We start from the raw sequence: 19,923 nt of genomic DNA, 5'->3' as shown, positions 1-19,923 counted from the left end.
TCTATCGACCAAGTAAACATTTTTCTTTATTATACTACTAGAAGTCGGAACCACCGAAAACTACCTTCCCTACTTTTCACTAAACAGCCACTTTAACACATCTTGAATTTTTTGATCCCAATATGCCCAGTCGTGACTTCCTTTTCCTTCTTCATATGTAAAACAAATAGGCTCTTGCTTACATCGCTCGGAAAAACGTTTATTTTCCTCATATAAAAAATCTTCCGTTCCACAGCATTGATAAATACGCGGAGTCACTTCTCCATAGCGCCGGCGATTTTCAAGCAGCCAGAAAAGATCATCCTCAGGTCTAATAACAGGCGGCATGCCAAAAATCAAAGGATAATCTAAAAACTGAACTTCTCCTCGCTCTCCAAGCCCTTCAACGTCCATCACTCCTGATAAACTGGCGGCTGCAGAAAATTGATGTGGTTTGCGAAGCGCCCATTTTAAAGCGCCGTACCCTCCCATAGAAAGACCAGCTACAAAATTATCTTCTCTTTTTTCCGATAACGGAAAGAATGATCTAGCCAATTGAGGGAGTTCTTCTGTTACAAACGTCCAATACTTCTTTCCATAAGCCATATCTCTATAAAAGCTCCGATCTACATTTGGCATTACAACTGCAAGTCCTAATTCTGATGCGTAGCGTTCAATCGAAGTTCTTCTCATCCATATCGTATGATCATCAGAAAGACCGTGTAATAAATAAAGCGTAGGGTGTTTATCACTTCTTGTATTAGTTTGTAAACCAATTTGAGATTTTGTTTGCTGCGGTATTAGAACGTTCATTGAGGTACTGATTTGCAATACTTCTGAAAAAAAATCACATTGCATAAACGCCATATTTCTCTTCCCCCCTATTTTTTCTTCCCTATTGATTGATAACAGAACGTACATAATTCATATAAAAGTTAAAAAATAGTTTGATTATTTACAATTTTTAGTTTAACATAAAAACATCTTTTGTGAAAACGTTTTACGTGTAACGTTTTTTAATTAAAATAGTGATTGCGATTCAAAGGAGGAATTTATATGGGGATAGTAAAAGTAACTTCTGACGAGTATAAGGAGCAAAAAGGAAATCTATTTTTTGTTATTTTCATTTCATGTGCAGCTGCTTTTGGAGGGTTACTGTATGGCTATGATACAGCCGTCATTTCAGGAGCTATTGGGTTGATGGAAGTTCATTTTAAGCTTAGTCCAACGATGGTAGGTTTTGTTGTATCTAGTCTGCTGCTCGGTGGTGCTGTTGGGGTACTTGCCTCAGGAAAACTGAGTGATCGATTCGGCAGAAAAAGCATCTTACTTTTAGCAGCTTCTTTATTTATCGTATCCGCAATTATGCAAGCGCTATCTTCATCCATCTCTTTTGTGATTATTTCTCGAATTATTGGAGGACTAGGCATTGGCATGGCTTCTGTTCTTTCTATTACCTATATTTCTGAAATAGCCCCTCCTCACATGCGCGGCCGCTTAGGCTCTCTTTATCAATTTGCTGTTGCCGTTGGGATTGTTTCTGTCTATTTTGTAAATGACTACATTTTATCTATTGGAGAAGACGCTTGGCAGAATTCCACAGGATGGCGCTACATTATCGGTGCTTCTGGCATTCCTGCTCTTTTACTTCTTCTTATCCTTTCTCCTGTTCCTGAAAGTCCGAGGTGGCTGGTAAAAGCAAACCGCACTTTAGAAGCTATGGACATTTTAATTAAAATCAATGGTACACACATTGCACGCCAAGAGCTGTATCATATTGAGCAATCGTTAAAAGAAAATCAACCGGCTTCTCTTTCGCTTTTTAAAGAGACAAGTCTTCGAAAAGCGTTGCTTATTGGTATTCTACTTGCAGCATTTCAACAGCTTGTCGGAATCAATGCCATTATTTATTACGCACCGCAAGTTTTTGAGGCAGCTGGAGCTAGAGGAGATTTATCGCTCCTTGTTACGTCTATGATTGGTGTAGCTGCCTTTTTAGGCGTTCTTTGTTCCATATGGCTTATCGACCGGATTGGCCGCAAAGCTTTATTACTTATTGGCACAGCTGGTATGGCCGTTACGCAGCTTCTCGTTTCCTTTGGATTTCATTCACAGGGTACTGAAGGCTTGACTACTAGTTTACTTATTGTTTTTTATTTATTTCTTTTTAATATTTCTATGGGACCCGTTGTATGGGTTGTGATTTCTGAAATTTTTCCTAATCACGCGAGAGGCTATGCAATGTCTATTTCCACCTTTTTCTTGTGGATAGCTAATTGGTTTGTGTCTCAGTTTTTTCCTATTCTTTGGAACAAAGCTGGAGGATCTTTCACATTTTTATCCTTTATGGCTATGTGTATCGCTTCATTTTTGTTTATATGGAAGTGGGTGCCAGAAACAAAAGGAAAGTCACTTGAAGAAATTGAACATATATGGAAATAAAAGAAGCCTGAGCATATGCCTCAGGCTTCTTTTTTATCGAATTTGTCCATCTCCGTAAATAATATATTTTAATGTTGTTAATTCCCTTAATCCCATTGGTCCACGTGCATGAAGCTTTTGTGTACTAATTCCGATTTCTGCCCCGAAACCAAACTCTTCTCCGTCCGTAAACCTCGTCGAAGCATTCACATAAACAGCGGCTGAATTAACGCGCTGTAAAAAACGCTGAGCATGAGCATAATTTGTTGTTACAATCGCTTCAGAGTGATGTGAACTGTGAACATTAATGTGAGAAATCGCTTCATCAATGTCATCTACGATTTTAACCGCCATGATGAAATCTAAATATTCTTTCTTCCAATCCTCATCCCCTGCTGGAACAAGATCTGGAACGATTGTTAGCGCACGTTCATCACCGCGTACTTCTACATCTTTCTCTCGTAGCGCTTGAACAATAATAGGCAAAAATTCACGGGCCGCTCGTTCATGAATAATCAGCTTTTCGGCTGAGTTACACACCGCTGGACGAGACGTTTTTGCATTAATGACAATATTGGCCGCCATGTCACGGTCATATTCTTCATCAACATAAATGTGGCAGTTCCCCGTTCCTGTCTCAATAACAGGAACCGTTGCATTTTTTACCACTGCTTCAATTAAACCAGCACCGCCTCGAGGAATTAATACATCGATATATTTATTTAGTTTCATTAACTCCAGTGCTGTTTCTCTCGACGTATCTTCAATAAGCTGTACGCTGTGCTCAGGCAACCCTGCACTTGCCGCAGCTTGAGATAATACAGAAACAATCGCTTGATTCGAATAAAACGCCTCGCTGCCTCCGCGCAAAATAACCGCATTTCCTGCTTTTAAGCATAAACCTGCTGCATCACATGTAACATTTGGACGCGCTTCATAAATAATCCCTATGACACCAATAGGTACACGCTGCTGTCCAATTTGTAAGCCATTTGGTCGCTTCGCCATAGACAGCACTTCTCCTACTGGATCCGCAAGCGCAGCTACTTGGCGCAGGCCGTCTGCCATTCCATGAATCCGCTCTTCATTTAAAGATAGGCGATCTAACATCGCTTTTGATGTGCCTTTTTGAACGGCTTTTTCTACGTCTAATTCATTTGCTTTTAAAATCGCTTCTTGTTGATCCAATAAAGCAGCCGCCATTTTATAAAGCGCTTGCTGTTTTTGTTCGCTCGTTACATTTCCTAAGAAATAAGAGGCTTCTTTTGCCTGCTTTCCTTTAAGCTGCAATTCACTCATTTCATTACTCCTTCGGCTTGTTTTAAGAATAACGTTCCAATTTCTTGGCCTTCAATAATATCTCGCAGAATACTTGGCTCTTTACCATTTGCTAAGATTAAGCTCACGCCTGCACTTGTAGCTGTTTTAGCAGCGGTAAGCTTTGTGACCATCCCGCCTGTTCCAACATCAGTTCCGCTATCTCCAGCAAAATTCTCAAGTTCCGGTGTAATGCCATCTATTACTTTCATTAATTTAGAGTTAGGGTTTTTTGTGGGATCTGAATCAAAGAAACCGTCAATATCAGATAGAATAACGAGTAAATCTGCGTGAATCAAAACCGAAACAATGGCAGATAAATTATCATTATCTCCAAAACGCACGATATTTTCAATCTCATCGATTGCAACCGTATCGTTCTCATTCACAATAGGAATGACTTTGTCTTCAATTAATTTTTCAAACGTGTTGACAACATTATTGCGCACATGTTCATCTTCAATTACATCTTTCGTTAACAGAACTTGACCAACAATGTGACTGTACTCACCAAAGAATTTACTATAGATATGCATAAGCTCACATTGCCCGACAGAAGCTGCTGCTTGTTTTTCTCGAATAGAATTTGGCTTTTCTTTTAACTTGAGCTTTTTTACTCCCACTTGAACGGCACCTGATGTAACAAGCACAACTTCTTTTCCTGCATTCATTAAATCAGATAAAACACGCGCTAGTTTTTCAATGCGTGCTAAGTTAATATCTCCATTATCATAGGTCAACGTTGATGTCCCTACTTTGACTACAATACGCTTGCTATTTTGTAACTCTTGACGATGGTTCACTCTTTTCATCTCCCTAACTAAAAACACCTAAATGCGTACTAATTTTTTTAAAAATTATAGCAGAGATTATATGAAAAGTCTTATAGTTTTTCAAATAGAATTTGAACTTTCTAATTTTTTAAATAATTAAGGGAAAAACTGGTGATAAAAGCGCTTTCTTCTTTTATAATGAAAGTTGTAAGGGGAATACACAATTACATAACGTTGTGTAGTAGTACAAACATCAGACAACTAAGGAATAGGGGGATTTGTAATGAATGCGGTTACGATTGTTATTGGATCTATCTGTATTTTAATGATTGCATATCGGCTATATGGAACATTCATGGCTGTTAAGGTCTTGAAACTAAACGATGCGCAAAAAACGCCAGCACATGAGCTTGAAGATGGAAAAGATTATGTGCCAACCAACCGATGGGTAACATTTGGTCATCACTTTGCAGCTATTGCAGCTGCGGGTCCGCTTGTTGGACCTATTTTAGCAGCTCAGTTTGGCTATTTGCCCGGACTACTCTGGCTTTTAATAGGAGCTGTAATCGGGGGAGCCGTTCACGATGCAGTTGTGTTATTTGCATCTATGCGCCAAAAGGGCCAGTCGCTTTCAGAAGTGGCTAAAAAAGAGCTGGGACCCGTCGCTGGTTTTTGTACAGGTTTAGCTATGCTTTTTATCATTACCATTACAATGGCCGGTTTATCTATGGTCGTGTTACACGCACTTGAGAAAAATCCTTGGGGTACATTCGCTGTTGGAATTACGATTCCGATCGCAATGGGAGTAGGTATTTACCACAAAAAAACCGGTAATTTAAAAGCGGCTTCTACCGTCGGCTTCATTTTAATTTTAATCGCCGTATTTAGCGGTCCTTATATTCAAGAAACAGCTTTAGGAGGTTTTTTAACGCTAGATATTAAAACACTTTCAATTATTCTTCCCGTTTATGCATTTTTCGCAGCGGCCTTGCCCGTTTGGCTGCTTTTAGCACCTCGAGATTACTTAAGCAGCTTTATGAAAATTGGTGTCTTTATCGCGCTGATTGTAGGCGTGTTTTTCGTAAACCCGGCAATTCCATTTCCTGCAGTTACTGAATTTATTCACGGGGGTGGCCCTATTTTAGCAGGACCTGTGTGGCCGTTCATTTCCATTACGATCGCCTGCGGTGCTATTTCCGGCTTCCATGCATTTGTTGGTTCAGGAACAACACCTAAGATGCTCGACCGTTGGAGTGACATTAAAGTTGTAGGCTTCGGCGCCATGTTAGTCGAATGTTTAGTAGGAATTATGGCATTAATTGCAGCAACAGCTTTACATCCTGGAGACTATTTTGCAATCAACTCTACACCTGAAGTGTTCAAAACGCTTGGCATGAACGTAACAGCTCTTCCTCAGCTTAGCCAAGAGATTGGTCTAAACTTAGAAGGCCGTACAGGCGGCGCTGTTACACTGGCTGTAGGAATGACGTATATCTTCACGGAAATTCCTTGGTTCAGTCACCTATCTTCTTATTTTTTCCAATTCGTCATTATGTTTGAAGCAGTGTTTATTTTAACTGCTATCGACGCTGGCACACGTGTTTCCCGCTATTTAATTCAAGACTTTTTCGGGGAATTTTATAAGCCGTTGAAGCGAGTAGACTGGCTTCCCGGGTCAATTTTTGCAAGTGCCCTAGCCTGTTTTATGTGGGGGTACTTATTGTTTTCAGGAGATATTGGCTCTGTTTGGGCGCTGTTCGGCGTATCGAATCAGTTAATGGCCTCCATTGGTTTAATTATTGGAGCAACCGTTATTCTTAGAATTGCAGATAAACGCTCCTATATGCTTACTTGCCTTATTCCACTAGCCTACCTTTACGTAACGGTTAACTATGCGGGTTATTGGATGGTTAAGAATGTGTATTTAAATGAAGCTGCGGCAGGTTACAGCATATTAAATGCGACTCTTTCTATCATCATGCTTATACTCGGTCTCATTATTATGATTGCTGCGATTCAAAAATGGACACAGCTTTGGCGCACGCCTCAAGCTGAGCTAGCAGCGAAAGCAAACTTATCACAACATATATAAAATTAACACGCTTGCTTATATAAGCAAGCGTGTTTTTGATGTAGTAATAGCCGGTCAAAATAATTGCACATCAGGCATTTTTATTATTAAACTAAATATACTATACAGAAAATTTTTAAAATAGTTCGTACACTTCACATGCGTATACCTCCACTAACTACATCTCAAAATCACCAAGTTAAATTATAATAATTATAAAATAGTATTGATTTTTTATTTAAAAATGTTATTATTGTTTCTAACATAATAAAATTCAAATAAGAGGTGGTTCTAAGATGACAACAAACAAGAATAACCTAACGACTAGTTGGGGAGCTCCGGTTGGAGATAATCAAAATTCAATGACCGCTGGTTCACGCGGCCCTACTTTAATTCAAGATGTTCACCTTTTAGAGAAATTAGCCCATTTTAACCGAGAACGTGTTCCTGAACGCGTAGTACACGCAAAAGGCGCCGGCGCCCACGGGTATTTCGAAGTGACAAACGATGTTTCAACCTATACAAAAGCAGCTTTCCTTTCTGAAGTAGGAAAACGTACACCTCTATTTGTTCGCTTTTCAACAGTAGCTGGCGAAAACGGCTCAGCAGATACTGTTCGCGACCCTCGCGGATTTGCTGTTAAATTTTATACAGAAGAAGGAAACTACGACTTAGTGGGAAATAATACACCTGTATTTTTCATCCGAGATGCGATTAAATTTCCTGACTTTATTCATACACAAAAACGCGATCCACGTACGCATTTAAAAAATCCGACGGCTGTTTGGGATTTCTGGTCTTTGTCTCCTGAATCTTTGCATCAAGTTTCTATTTTGATGTCTGACCGCGGTATCCCGGCAACTTTGCGTCATATGCATGGATTCGGCAGCCATACATTTAAGTGGGTTAACGCCGAAGGAGATGGCGTTTGGGTGAAGTATCACTTTAAAACAGAGCAAGGCGTGAAAAACCTGGCTCCAGACGTAGCCGCAAAGCTAGCTGGTGAAAACCCAGATTATCATACAGAAGATTTATTTAATGCTATTGAAAAAGGTGATTTTCCTTCATGGAAGCTGTACGTTCAGATTATGCCATTAGAAGATGCTGATACGTATCGCTTTGATCCGTTTGATGTAACAAAGGTATGGTCACAAAAAGACTATCCGCTAATTGAAGTAGGTCGCATGGTCTTGAACCGCAATCCAGAAAATTATTTTGCAGAAGTGGAGCAAGCTACATTCTCACCTGGAACGCTTGTGCCGGGAATTGACGTATCATCTGATAAAATGCTGCAAGGTCGACTATTCGCATACAGCGACGCACATCGCTACCGCGTCGGTGCTAATCATCAAGCGCTACCGATTAATCGCCCGCGCAGCGAAGTAAATAACTATCAGCGTGATGGTCAAATGCGCTTTGACGATAACGGCGGCCGCTCTGCTTACTACGAGCCAAACAGCTTTGGCGGCCCGACAGAATCTCATGAAAACAAACAGGCCGCATACCCTGTTTCAGGAGTTGCCGATAGTGTTGCATATGATCATAACGACCATTACACGCAAGCAGGTGATTTATACCGCCTTCTAAGCAAAGACGAGCGTACACGCCTAGTTGCAAACATCGTTGAGGCTATGAAGCCTGTAGAAAAAGAAGAAATTAAACTGCGCCAAATTCAACACTTCTACAAAGCGGATCCAGAGTATGGAAAACGCATTGCAGACGGTTTAGGATTGTCTGTTCCACAGCAAGTAAAATAAATTTATCTGTTTTCTAAATGAAAAAATATAGTTATTTTTCTCATTATATATTTTTGTTTATTCTCAATTAGTTTTATATTTTATCACTAAATAAGTATCCGTATTTTATGGATACTTATTTAAATTCTTGTAAAAAGAGGAAGGGATGAAGGAATGATTGGTCAAGAAACAAGATGTAATCAGTGTTATAGAGAAATAAAAGTACTAAAGCACAGTACGCTTTGCGGTTGCGGAATAAAATTAAGAACACTAAAAAAAGAGAAGCAAACAGCATAATGAGGTTGCTTCTCTTTTTTTAATAGGTATACATGTTTATATTCACTCACATTAGAGGGTGATCGTTACCTTAAATAAATCTCCGTCAATTTCAATGTTCAATTCTCCTCCATGTAGATCAATAATAGACTTAGCAATAGCTAACCCAAGTCCTGAGCCATCAGTTTTTCTTGAGGTGTCCCCTCTTTTAAAACGTTCAAACAGCTCATCTTTACTTACATTTTTAAACGTTAGTTTCACTTGGTCTGTCTACAACTAAAACCACATATTCGTTCATTGATTTCTCACACTCCTTTCAAAAGTATATCATGGGTCATTTCGTCTATGGGTTTTATTGTAAACTGCATTCCTTAAGAAAAAAGAAGGGAAAATCTTAAGATTTTCTTAAGCTTCATATGTTGAAAAAGGTTTAAGGAATAGGGATAACAGGAACGTTAAAAGAAAAAATATAATCAATTCCTCATTTGATTCTAAAGAACTATCCGTGAGCGATTATATCTTTTTATTTAAAAGGAGGATGATTTAACTTGGAACGGAATCATACAATTATGCAATTTTTCGAATGGCATGTGCCAGCTGACGGCGAGCATTGGAAACGCCTCAAAGAGCTCGCTCCTCAACTAAAAGAACAAGGAATTGATTCCGTGTGGATTCCCCCGGTTACAAAAGGTGTTTCATCAGAGGATAATGGCTACGGCGTTTACGACTTATATGATCTTGGCGAGTTTGATCAAAAAGGAACCGTTCGTACAAAATATGGAACCAAGCAAGAGCTGCATGAAGCAATTGATGCCTGTCATAATCACGGAATTAATGTCTATGTTGATATTGTGATGAATCATAAAGCTGCAGCGGATGAAAAGGAAACGTTCCACGTCATTGAAGTAGACCCCATGAACCGAACAGAAGAGATTTCTGAACCCTTTGAAATTGAAGGGTGGACAAAGTTTACATTTGAAGGGCGTGGCGATCAATATTCTTCTTTCAAATGGAACTTTAATCATTTTAATGGCACTGATTACGATGATAAAAACGGAAAAGAAGGTGTTTTTCGTATTGCCGGGGAAAACAAAAGCTGGAACGAAAATGTCGATCAAGAGTTTGGCAACTACGATTATTTAATGTTTGCGAATATTGATTACGATCACCCTGAAGTTCGAGAAGAAATGATCAAATGGGGAAAATGGTTAGCGGACACCCTGCAGTGCGACGGTTACCGATTAGACGCCATTAAACATATTAACCATGATTTTATTAAGGAGTTTGCTCACGAATTGTCCTCTTCTCAAGAAAAGCCATTTTATTTTGTGGGAGAGTTTTGGAATCCAGAGTTAACAGCCTGTCAGGAATTTTTAGACGTTATTGATTATCAAATTGATTTGTTTGACGTATCGCTGCATTACAAACTGCATGAAGCCTCTCAGCAAGGAAGAGATTTTGATTTAACCACGATTTTTGATGATACATTGGTCAAGACTCATCCTTTGAATGTTGTCACATTTGTAGATAACCATGACTCTCAGCCAAATGAATCTTTAGAATCTTGGGTAGAAGATTGGTTCAAACAAAGTGCTTACGCTCTAATTTTACTTCGTGAAGATGGCTATCCTTGTGTGTTTTACGGAGACTATTTTGGGATAGGCGGAGAGCATCCAATTGAGGGAAAAGAAAAAGATATTTCTGCTCTCTTGCACGTACGCTATGACAAAGCATACGGACAGCAAGACGATTATTTTGATCACCCTAATACCATTGGATGGGTAAGGCATGGTGTAGAAGAATTTGAGAAGTCTGGATGTGCTGTGGTGATTTCAAACGGCGAAGATGGCGAAAAGAGAATGTTCGTCGGCGAACACCGAAGTGGACAAACGTGGATTGACTTCACAAATAATAGAGAAGATCAAGTTGTGATTGAAGAAGACGGCTACGGACAGTTCCCTGTAAATGGCGGCTCTGTATCCGTTTGGGCGGAAGCATAAAAAAACAGTGGCCTGCGCCACTGTTTTTTTACCATAGACCTAGCAGTTTCCACCACAAGCCGCCAATTCCAATCCAAATGATAATATGAATAATTGAAATTAAAAAACCGAGCGACCACCACTTTTGCTGTGTTACATATCCACTACCGAAGAACACCGGTGCCGGTCCACTGCCGTAGTGAGTTAAACAGCCGAATAAATTGCTAAAGAACGCTAAAATTAATGCTGACAGTAACGGAGGCGCACCAGCGGCCACGATGACAGATAAAAATGCTGCGTACATAGCGCTGACATGAGCCGTGTTACTCGCAAAAAAGTAGTGAGAATAAAAATACGCAATAGCTAGTACAATCAATGCCGTCATCCAAGACATATGACTAACAGTGCCTTTCATCAAATCACTAAACCAAGGGATCATGCCTAGATCATTTAAGAAGGTTGCCATCATAACCAAAACAGCAAACCAGACTAATGTATCCCATGCTCCCTGTTCTTTTTTTATGTCTGACCAGCTTAATACTTGCGTTAAAAGCAGCGTACATAGACCAATAAAAGCAGTCGTTGTTGCATTAATATTTAAATTAGCGCCAAAAATCCACAGCACAAGAAGAAGTAAAAATACGCCGATCATATACCATTCTTCTTTCTTTAGTGGACCCATCTCATTTAGTTTTTTTACTGCAATTTCAGATGCTTCCGGTGTTTCTTTTAATTCTGGGGGATACAGCTTATAAATAACAAGCGGAATAACAATTAAACTAATAATTCCAGGTACGATTGCAGCCGCTGCCCAGCCAACCCATGAAATAGTCTTCCCTGTAATTTGTTCTGTCATTTTAACAGCAAGAGGATTGGCCGCCATTGCCGTTACGAACATAGCGGATGTAATCATATCTCCTTGAAACGATACTTTTGTTAAGAAAGCACCAACTCTACGCTCCGTACCGTCTCCAGTTCTTGAGCCATATGTTTCAGATAAGGAACGAATGATTGGAAGAATAATCCCTCCAGCTCGTGCTGTATTAGACGGCATTGCAGGTGATAAAAGCAAGTCGCTTACGATAAGAGAATAAGATAATCCCAACGTCTTTTTACCGAACAACCGAACAAAGATATAGGCAACCCTTGTTCCTAGACCAGTCTTAATAAAACCTCTAGAAATAAAGAATGCAATAACGATTAACCAAATCGTCGTATTTTGAAAACCGCTGAGCGATTGTTCAAGTGTTAATGTATTAGTTAATACAATAATGGTTAAAGATAAAATAGCTACACTGCCTAATGGCAATGGTTTAATGATAAGCCCTACGATAGTAGCCACAAAAATAGCGAATAAGTGCCAAGCCTTCACATCAAGTCCGGAAGGAGGTGTAATAAACCATAAAATAAGTCCGATTGCCAGACAAATTAATAAAGGAATAAATTTTACTTCGCCAGCAGGCTTTTTTGTTGTTTCAGCCATAATCTTTCTCCTTTCATGTTTTTAAATAATAGTAGTAGTATGCTCTTTCCGCTTCGTACACAATACTTGTCCCATTTAAAATAAAATAATTGTAAAAATACGTTTCATAAGGATGATATTGTAAAATTGTGAAGTGTTGAGCATAGTTCCTTTATCATTTTATCATACATATTGACAATATTTATCTTTCACCTTCATTTTCTTCACTTCAAAATAGCTTGTAAACGTTATTTTAGTCACAATAAATAAAACTGCATGAGTTTATCATGCAGCCTTGTATTTAGCGATTTACTTTTTGAATAAACACGACTTTTAGATAATTACCTGACTTAAATTCTTTTATTGTTTTAAAATCAGCTGGAAGAGAGAACTGCTCCATCATTTTGTAACGTTCCCCCTTTTCGTTAAAAGCTTTTTCAATAAACGAATGGAATTTTTTCATATCAAAATTACTTGCGTTCGTAGATGCCACAATGACACCATTTGGCTTTGTAAGGGCAATGGCTTCTTTTAATAAATCTTTGTAGTCTTTTGCTGCGCTAAACGTATGCTTCTTCGACTTAGCAAAGCTCGGCGGATCTAACACCACAAGATCGAACGTCATGTTCTTCTTGACTGCATATTTAAAATACTTGAAAACATCTTCTACAATAATGTCTTGTGCCTCATGATCAATTCCATTTACACTAAATTGCTCAATTGTTTTTGCCAAGCTACGATTGGCTAAATCGACACTTGTTGTTTTAGTAGCTCCTCCAAGAGCGGCCGCCACTGAAAATGCGCCCGTATACGAAAACATATTTAGCACGTTCTTTCCTTTTGCATATTTATCTCGAATCGTTTTACGGACGTCTCGCTGATCTAAAAAGACCCCAACCATCGCTCCATCATTTAAGTGAACAGCAAAACGGATACCATTTTCTTTAACAATTAAAGGGAATTCACCTTTATCTCCTGCTACAAAATCATCTTCTTCAATATACTGCCCTTTTACGTTAAAACGTTTTTTTTGGTACAGCCCTTTAAAGTTAGGCGCAGATTTTAAGGCTTCAATGACGTAGTCTTTGAATTGATAAATTCCTTCACTATACCAACTCGTGACGTAATATCCGTCATAATAATCAATAATCAAGCCGCCAATTCCGTCACCTTCACTATTAAATACGCGAAAAGCAGTTGTATCTTCAGACGCATAAAAATCGTGACGAGATGCAATAGCCTGCTGAATTTTTCGTGCAAAAAATGCCGCATCAATTTTCTCACTTTTGTTCTTCGTAAGAATCCATCCGTAGCCTTTATTTTGTTTTCCATAATATCCTTTGGCTAAAAATTGATTCTTCGGAGTCACTAAGTTAATAATAACGCCTTCTTCTTGCAGTTTATGACCATCAATAAGCGCATCTTTTTCAATGAGTGGATAACTCTTGTTCACTTTTTTAATAAAAGCTTCTTTGGCTATAACTTGTACTTCTTTTCTCATGTGTACACCCTATCTATTTAATTTAGTTCATTCTAGTTCTATCCATTTTACGAGAATAATCTACATTTATCTTAACATAGATAACCGGTAATGTTTCTAGTTACAAATAGAAAAGCAGAGGGTGCCTTGAAGCATCCTCTGCTTGATATGAATGAAAAATAAAATGTATGTTTTAAGATGAAAAGTTATGAGCACTCTTGTCCCGTATAAGCATCGAACTTAAGCTTCTGCTGCTTGCTTCCGTTTATTACCGTTACTACGTATACAGTTATTGAGTTCTCTGTTGTAAGCTCAACGTGCTCTACTTTTCCTTCTTGATGTTTTAAAGCAAGAGCTTTTACAGCATTTTCAGTTAATGGCTGAAGTTTATCTTGTTTTATATGTGTGATTTTACCCGAAACAGCATCGATTGTGACTGTATACTCCGTATTATCTTTGATTACTTTTACTGTAAAAATCGCTGCGTTTTGGTCGTATTCTACCATTCTCACGTTACCTGCATATGTAGCCAATGCAAGATCTTTTGCATCTTGTCTCGTTAATAGCTTCACTGCTTGCTTAGAGGTATTAACTACTTTTCCTGTCAAAGCATCTAACGTTACTGTATATTGAGTGCTATCTTTAAGAATCACTGCAACATACTGATTATTGGCTTCTTTAAACTCAAGACTATATACGTAACCACTGTATTGTTTAGCGGCTGCTTCTTTTATTTTTTGCTCCGAAATTGGTTGCAACTCTTTTTTATTCTCATGAATGACTTTTCCTGTAAGTCCATCCACAGTTAACGTATATTCTACTTTTCCATCTACTACAATAATCTTATATTCACGCGTTTCTTTATTAAATGTAATAGATTGAATCGCACCTTTATACTGCTTAGAAACGGATTCTTTCACTTGATTTTGTGTCCATAACTTCACTTCTTGTTTCTTCACTACTTTTCCAGTGCTTGCACTTACTTCTACGATTCTTTGCTCAAGGTTATTCGTTACAATTGTAATCACATAAACGCTTGATTCCTGCTTAAATTCCGTAGATGTGACTGTCCCTTTGCAATCTTGCAGAGCAATGCCTTTTGCCTGCGCTTGGGAGATACTCACATGTTCAATTGTTCCTGCCTTCGCTGTCTTCATTTCTGCAGCGTGACTCGTTGTAATGGAGCCAAATGCAATTGCAGTTCCTAAAGCAGATGTAGACAATATTTTTGTCCATTTAATCATCCTTAAATTTCCTCCTCTTTCACCATTAGACTTTCTATCTAATTTATGGTGTTTTATCTAGTACGCCGTCCATTATGCAAAAGATTTCTGAGAATAAGACGAATAGAAGCTTAAAGTTAGCTGAAGATATAAGAATAGCTACTATTTTTCAGCTTGCTTTCAGCTATTATTCAGTGCTGTTTCAGATAAAAAAGCATAATAGAAAGTAGAGGAGCAAAGGAGTTTTCACCATGATGGAACAACTAAAAGGAATTAAAGTTTTACTTATAGATGACGAACCAACTATTTTACAGTTTTTATCTTTAGGTTTAACAAATGAAGGATTTGATATTAAAGCTGCACAAGACGGGATTGAAGGAATTAATATAGCCAAAGAATTCAAGCCTCATATCGCTATTGTGGATGTTATGCTTCCCGGAATGGATGGATTTGAAGTATGCCGTTTGTTAAAAAAAATGGGGAATATAGCCGTCATCATGCTAACAGCAAAAGATCAAGTAGATGACCGAGTAAAGGGGCTGACTATTGGAGCGGATGATTATATGGTTAAACCCTTCAGTTTTGAAGAACTTCTTGCACGTATTCAAGCTAGAATGCGCAATCAATTTCCTAATTTATTAGATGAAGTATCAATCGGTCCATTTAAAATTGATGACCGCCGAAAAGAAATTAAATACCTTAATCATATACTTGATTTATCTCCTACTGAATATGCATTGTTAAAATTCTTGGTCATTAATCATGGTCTTGTACTAAGTAAATCCACCATTTTAGATCGGGTGTGGGGATATGATTTTGGAGGAGAAGAAAACATTGTAGAAGTATACATTCGATCACTGAGAGAAAAATTACAAGACCATAGCCGAACCGTTATTCGAACGCTTCGCGGTGTAGGGTATCGGATTGATATTTCATGAAGCACAAAGGGTTCTTTCCGCTGAACTCTCTTCGCCTTCAGCTCTTATTCAGAAGTTTGCTTGTTATTTTGAGTTTACTGATACTGATAGGCGTGTTTCAATACGTGTTCATGAAGCAATTTATCTACACAAATAAAATTAGAAGCATCGAGGATCAAATTCATTTGATTCCTGATGATGTGTGGAAGCATGATATTGAAACAAGCCAGAATGTAAAACAATCATCAAGACCCATGGTTTATTTCCCGGGTGTTAATATCACCTTTATTAATCAAAAGATTACCTTTTTAAGGTTGGCTAAGGATCCACATCATTCTTACTTTCCTAAGCTTTCTGCATCTACATATAAACAAGTAATAAAAAATATCAAACAGCCGGACAACACGATGAGCATCATAAAAAAAATCGATGGTCATCAAGAGCAAGTCATTGTTTTAAAACCCATTGTCTTTGATGGAGAAATACAGGGAGTTATTCAAATCGATACTCCAACAGAATCACTAAGAGACCTGTTAATCAGACAAATGATAATCTTTTTAATGCTTTCACTTACTGCAATGACCATTGCTTTTTTTGTTTTTTCTTCTGTTTTAAAGCAGACGTTAATCCCTTTGTTTACTATTACTAAAAAAGTAGAGCATATTAATGCCGGAAGCTTACATGACCGCTTGCCTGTTAATCAAGGACAAATCGAAATGGACAGCCTTTCTCTTTCTATTAATGAAATGCTTGAGCGTCTTGAAGAAGCATTTAAAGCAGAAACAGAAGCCAAAGAACAAATGCGACGTTTTGTTGCGGATGCTTCGCATGAACTGCGAACGCCGCTTACATCTATTCATGGCTTTTTAGAAGTTTTATTAAGAGGGGCTAGCAGTAATCCCGGGCAGTTAAACAACGCATTAAAAAGCATGTATGGGGAGTCCAAAAGACTGCGCAAACTTATTCAGGATCTTCTGCTTCTTGCTCAGCTTGATCAACTTCCGTCGTTTCAAAAAGAAAGCTGTTTTCTAGATGAATTAATTTTAGATATGAAACCTCAATTAATGCTATTGGCTGGGAACAGAAAAGTTTTATTCGACTTCCCAAGCCGCTTATCGTCAGACATTAACAAAGATCAATTTAAACAAGTTATTTTAAACTTATTTTCTAATGCAGTACAGCATACAAACCGACATACTGGAGTTATTCAAGTGATAGGAAAAACAAATGAGAAAGAACTTTCATTAACAATACAAGATAACGGTCACGGCATTCCTCAAGAGCACCTTCCTCATTTATTTGAACGATTTTACAAAGCTGATGCTTCACGCTCTCGAGCATATGGAGGAGCGGGCTTAGGCTTGGCCATTAGCGCATCTATTATAGAGTTGCATGGGGGAAAAATACGTGTAGAAAGCAAATTGAATGTAGGGACCTCTTTTGAAATCGTATTGCCATTAACTTAAAAAAGACGATTGCTTCACAGCAATCGTCTTTTTTATCAAATCAGCATACTTTTCCTGTTTGAGGGCTGATTTTTACAGTATGCTTTACATTGTCTGTTCCTTTGATAACAAACGTGTATGCTTGTTCACTGAATGAAACAGATTGAACCGTTCCTTTGTGCTGTTGAAGAGCAGCTTGTTTAGCTTGTTCTTGCGTAAACTTTACCGCTTCGACTTTGATTACTTTTCCTGTTTCAGCATTTATTTTCACATGGTGATCCTTGTTATCTTTTCCGTGAATTAAAAATGTGTATACATCATTTGCATATGAACTAGACTGAATCGTTCCGCTGCAATTTTTTAATGCGATCGTTTGAATCTGTGTTTTTGTAAATGCAGCGCTTTGAATTTGAATTACTTTTCCACTTTGTGCGTTCACTTTCACGTGATGTTCGCGGCTATCTTTTCCATGAATTAAGAACGTATATACTCCATCATTGAAGCCTACTGACTTAACTGTGCCTCCACAGTTTTTCAACGCTACTGCTTGTGCCTCACTTCGAGAAAAAGATAGTTTTTCAACCTTTACCACTTTTCCGCTGTGTGCATTTACTTTTACGTGATGATCTTGATTATCTTGTCCGTGAATTAAAAACGTATAGGCATTATTTTCAAAAGAAACCGATTGAACCGTTCCTCCGCAGTTCTTTAAGGCAATTGTTTTTGCTTGAGCTTGCGTATATGTTGCCGCTTCGGTATGAGCCGACGCTTTTGTTGAAGTAATGTGCTGGCCGTCTGAAGCAAATGCGCTTGTCATTGAACCAAGAGCGATAGCTGTTCCAATTGTGGCACCTCCCACGGCTTTTGCTACTACTGCTTTTCCTGCTAATACTTTTCCAATCATGATTATACCTCCACGTAATTTCCAATGTATTTACAGCACAAGCTAAAGGTTTTAGCAGCGGTCATTTATCAAATAGCGCTATTGGAGTAACGTTTTTTCTGCTAAAATACCTTTCACTTTTGCTGTACGAGCCAAAGTGCTTCTTGTCGCCTTTAGCTATGTGCTTATTGTAAGAGCGGAACATGAATTCACTATGAAGCCCAGCTGAATGCTATCTGAACAAATTCTGAAAGATAGCTGAATAATTTCTAGTTAAACATGTCATATAAATGTTCAACGTTCTTAACAACAGCTTAACAAATACAATGCTTCTCTTTATGTACTAAGCAACTATCAGCACCCAGGCGAGGACATCAGCGACAAAAATATTACCGCTGTTGATAAAGAAGAGCTGATCAATGCGATGAAAAAAAGCATCGGCATTCAAGAAACAGGTGGTATCGGATACATTTCTGGACTGCCTTCTAAGGACGGCGCTCCTTATAAAAAGCATTAATACTTAATGAAACCACGTCTGTCGTGCTGTGACAGACGTGGTTTTTATATAGCAGAAGTTATTTATAAAACCGTTTACTGTAATCTTAAATATGGTGAATCATTCATAATATTCTTAAAGAAAGCCCCTAATCCTAAACGCATTAGCATATCTATTCGTAGGTGTCAGGTACATTCCTTCTGGCTCATCCTTAATTGCCTATGCCCCACTAATACTAGATACAAAATTCGTTTCAATAAGTATTTCCAGCCAAACAAAATGTCTCGTTCCCTTGCACTTTTCGTTCCATACCATTAAAGTATATATTGGTTGAAGTTTATACTAGCCTTCAACCTGACAGAAGCAATTACACTTTTTAATTTTGGGAATATGTTTCCCCTAAAAGAAAGGGTTTAGATATAAGATGAAAGATAATTTTTGGCATGAGTTGCCGCGTCCGTTTTTTATTTTGGCACCGATGGAAGCTGTGACGGATGTCGTTTTTCGCCATGTTGTGACTGAAGCAGCACGACCTGACGTATTTTTTACAGAGTTTACGAATACGGAAAGCTACTGCCATCCGAAAGGAAAAGATAGCGTAAAAGGACGTTTGACGTTTACAGATGATGAACAGCCAATCGTTGCGCATATTTGGGGAGATAAACCTGAATACTTCCGTCAAATGAGTATTGGCATGGCCGAAATGGGCTTTCGTGGCATTGATATTAATATGGGCTGTCCTGTACAGAATGTTGCAGGAAACGGAAAAGGTTCTGGTCTGATCCGTCGCCCAGATACTGCGGCAGAGATCATCCAGGCAGCCAAAGCTGGAGGACTTCCAGTAAGCGTAAAGACTCGTCTTGGCTATACGCAAGTTGACGAATGGTACGACTGGTTGAAGCACATTCTAGAACAGGATATCGTGAACCTTTCTATTCACCTTCGTACGAAAAAAGAAATGAGCGACGTGGACGCACACTGGGAGCTAATTCCAGAGATCAAGAAGCTTCGTGACGAAGTAGCACCTCATACGCTTCTGACAATTAACGGTGATATTCCTGACCGCCAGAAAGGTCTTGAGCTTGCTGAGAAGTACGGCGTTGATGGAATCATGATTGGACGCGGAATTTTCCATAATCCGTTCGCTTTTGAAAAAGAAAAGAAAGAGCACACAAGCGAAGAGCTATTAGAACTTCTTCGCCTGCAGCTAGACCTTCATGACAAGTATTCTGAAGAGCTAGAGCCGCGCCCTTTCAAACCGCTTCGACGCTTTTTCAAAATTTACGTTCGCGGATTCCGCGGCGCAAGTGAATTAAGAAATCTACTCATGAGTACAGAAACAACTGACGAAGTGCGTGCGTTACTTGATGAGTTTAAAGACAGAGCTGGAGTGAAAGAAGACGAAGGATTTTCTGTTTCTTAAGTAAAGGCTGGTTTGCTTAAACCGAATTATTCTAACATTTTA

Annotated in this window: 14 protein-coding genes and 1 pseudogene; 7 read left to right on the top strand and 8 right to left on the bottom strand. The window is 38.6% G+C overall.

Going from position 1 to position 19,923, the window contains the following annotated elements; all coding sequences use genetic code 11:
• Positions 1–69 precede the first annotated feature (69 nt).
• Positions 70–846: an alpha/beta hydrolase gene (locus M3225_RS21300; RefSeq protein WP_251396999.1), complete on the bottom strand. Its 777-nt coding sequence runs from the start codon at positions 844–846 to the stop codon at positions 70–72.
• A gap of 189 nt (positions 847–1,035) precedes the next feature.
• On the opposite strand from M3225_RS21300, the gene M3225_RS21295 reads away from it, so the two are divergent.
• Positions 1,036–2,421 carry a sugar porter family MFS transporter gene (locus M3225_RS21295; protein WP_251396996.1) on the top strand — a complete coding sequence of 462 codons (1,386 nt, stop codon included), beginning with the start codon at positions 1,036–1,038 and terminating at the stop codon, positions 2,419–2,421.
• Positions 2,422–2,454: 33 nt separating this feature from the next.
• Here the strand turns inward: M3225_RS21295 and M3225_RS21290 are convergent, their stop codons facing one another.
• Together M3225_RS21290 and proB are read right to left on the bottom strand one after the other, a co-directional pair.
• Complete coding sequence (locus M3225_RS21290; RefSeq protein ID WP_251396993.1) at positions 2,455–3,699, bottom strand: glutamate-5-semialdehyde dehydrogenase; 1,245 nt, start codon at positions 3,697–3,699, stop codon at positions 2,455–2,457.
• Complete coding sequence (gene proB / locus M3225_RS21285) at positions 3,696–4,529, bottom strand: glutamate 5-kinase (RefSeq protein ID WP_251396990.1); 834 nt, start codon at positions 4,527–4,529, stop codon at positions 3,696–3,698. Before proB ends, M3225_RS21290 begins: the two co-directional genes overlap by 4 nt.
• 244 nt (positions 4,530–4,773) lie before the next feature.
• Between proB and cstA the strand changes: the two genes are divergently transcribed.
• Entirely contained in the window at positions 4,774–6,582 is a 1,809-nt protein-coding gene (gene cstA / locus M3225_RS21280; RefSeq protein WP_251396986.1) for a carbon starvation protein CstA, read from the top strand.
• 275 nt (positions 6,583–6,857) lie between these two features.
• The gene (katA, locus tag M3225_RS21275; protein WP_251396983.1) at positions 6,858–8,318 is read left to right on the top strand and encodes a catalase KatA; all 1,461 of its coding nucleotides are present in this window, start codon (positions 6,858–6,860) and stop codon (positions 8,316–8,318) included.
• 327 nt (positions 8,319–8,645) lie between these two features.
• On the opposite strand, the pseudogene M3225_RS21270 reads toward katA, so the two are convergent.
• A pseudogene (locus M3225_RS21270) lies at positions 8,646–8,840 on the bottom strand (ATP-binding protein); the annotation flags it as partial.
• A 281-nt stretch (positions 8,841–9,121) separates the two neighbouring features.
• On the opposite strand from M3225_RS21270, the gene M3225_RS21265 reads away from it, so the two are divergent.
• The gene (locus M3225_RS21265) at positions 9,122–10,573 is read left to right on the top strand and encodes an alpha-amylase (protein WP_251396980.1); all 1,452 of its coding nucleotides are present in this window, start codon (positions 9,122–9,124) and stop codon (positions 10,571–10,573) included.
• Positions 10,574–10,601: 28 nt separating this feature from the next.
• Here M3225_RS21265 and M3225_RS21260 read toward each other — a convergent pair whose 3' ends face one another.
• The 3 genes from M3225_RS21260 to M3225_RS21250 form a co-directional block, all read right to left on the bottom strand.
• On the bottom strand, positions 10,602–12,035 hold the full coding sequence (locus tag M3225_RS21260; RefSeq protein WP_057244750.1) for an anion permease: 1,434 nt from the start codon (positions 12,033–12,035) through the stop codon (positions 10,602–10,604).
• A 280-nt stretch (positions 12,036–12,315) separates the two neighbouring features.
• A complete protein-coding gene (locus M3225_RS21255; RefSeq protein WP_251396977.1) occupies positions 12,316–13,515 on the bottom strand; it encodes a class I SAM-dependent rRNA methyltransferase in 1,200 nt (399 codons plus the stop codon).
• A 185-nt stretch (positions 13,516–13,700) separates the two neighbouring features.
• A complete protein-coding gene (locus tag M3225_RS21250) occupies positions 13,701–14,738 on the bottom strand; it encodes a PepSY domain-containing protein (RefSeq protein ID WP_251396974.1) in 1,038 nt (345 codons plus the stop codon).
• Positions 14,739–14,971: 233 nt separating this feature from the next.
• Here M3225_RS21250 and M3225_RS21245 point away from each other — a divergent pair, with 233 nt between their 5' ends.
• Both M3225_RS21245 and M3225_RS21240 read left to right on the top strand, forming a co-directional pair.
• Positions 14,972–15,655: a response regulator transcription factor gene (locus M3225_RS21245; protein ID WP_251397795.1), complete on the top strand. Its 684-nt coding sequence runs from the start codon at positions 14,972–14,974 to the stop codon at positions 15,653–15,655.
• On the top strand, positions 15,652–17,100 hold the full coding sequence (locus M3225_RS21240) for a sensor histidine kinase (RefSeq protein WP_251396971.1): 1,449 nt from the start codon (positions 15,652–15,654) through the stop codon (positions 17,098–17,100). The genes M3225_RS21245 and M3225_RS21240 overlap by 4 nt, the downstream gene beginning before the upstream one ends.
• Positions 17,101–17,140: 40 nt before the next feature.
• Here M3225_RS21240 and M3225_RS21235 read toward each other — a convergent pair whose 3' ends face one another.
• Positions 17,141–17,983, bottom strand: a complete 843-nt coding sequence (locus tag M3225_RS21235) for a PepSY domain-containing protein (RefSeq protein ID WP_251396967.1) — start codon at positions 17,981–17,983, stop codon at positions 17,141–17,143.
• 899 nt (positions 17,984–18,882) lie between these two features.
• Between M3225_RS21235 and M3225_RS21230 the strand changes: the two genes are divergently transcribed.
• Positions 18,883–19,881 carry a tRNA dihydrouridine synthase gene (locus tag M3225_RS21230; protein ID WP_251396964.1) on the top strand — a complete coding sequence of 333 codons (999 nt, stop codon included), beginning with the start codon at positions 18,883–18,885 and terminating at the stop codon, positions 19,879–19,881.
• The last annotated feature ends 42 nt before the right edge of the window (positions 19,882–19,923 follow it).

It is taken from the genome of Priestia aryabhattai, assembly GCF_023715685.1.
GTDB classification, from domain to species: Bacteria; Bacillota; Bacilli; order Bacillales; family Bacillaceae_H; genus Priestia; species Priestia aryabhattai_B.
The sequence above is the reverse complement of the archived record's forward strand: the minus strand, read 5'-3'. Positions and strand labels throughout refer to the sequence as shown.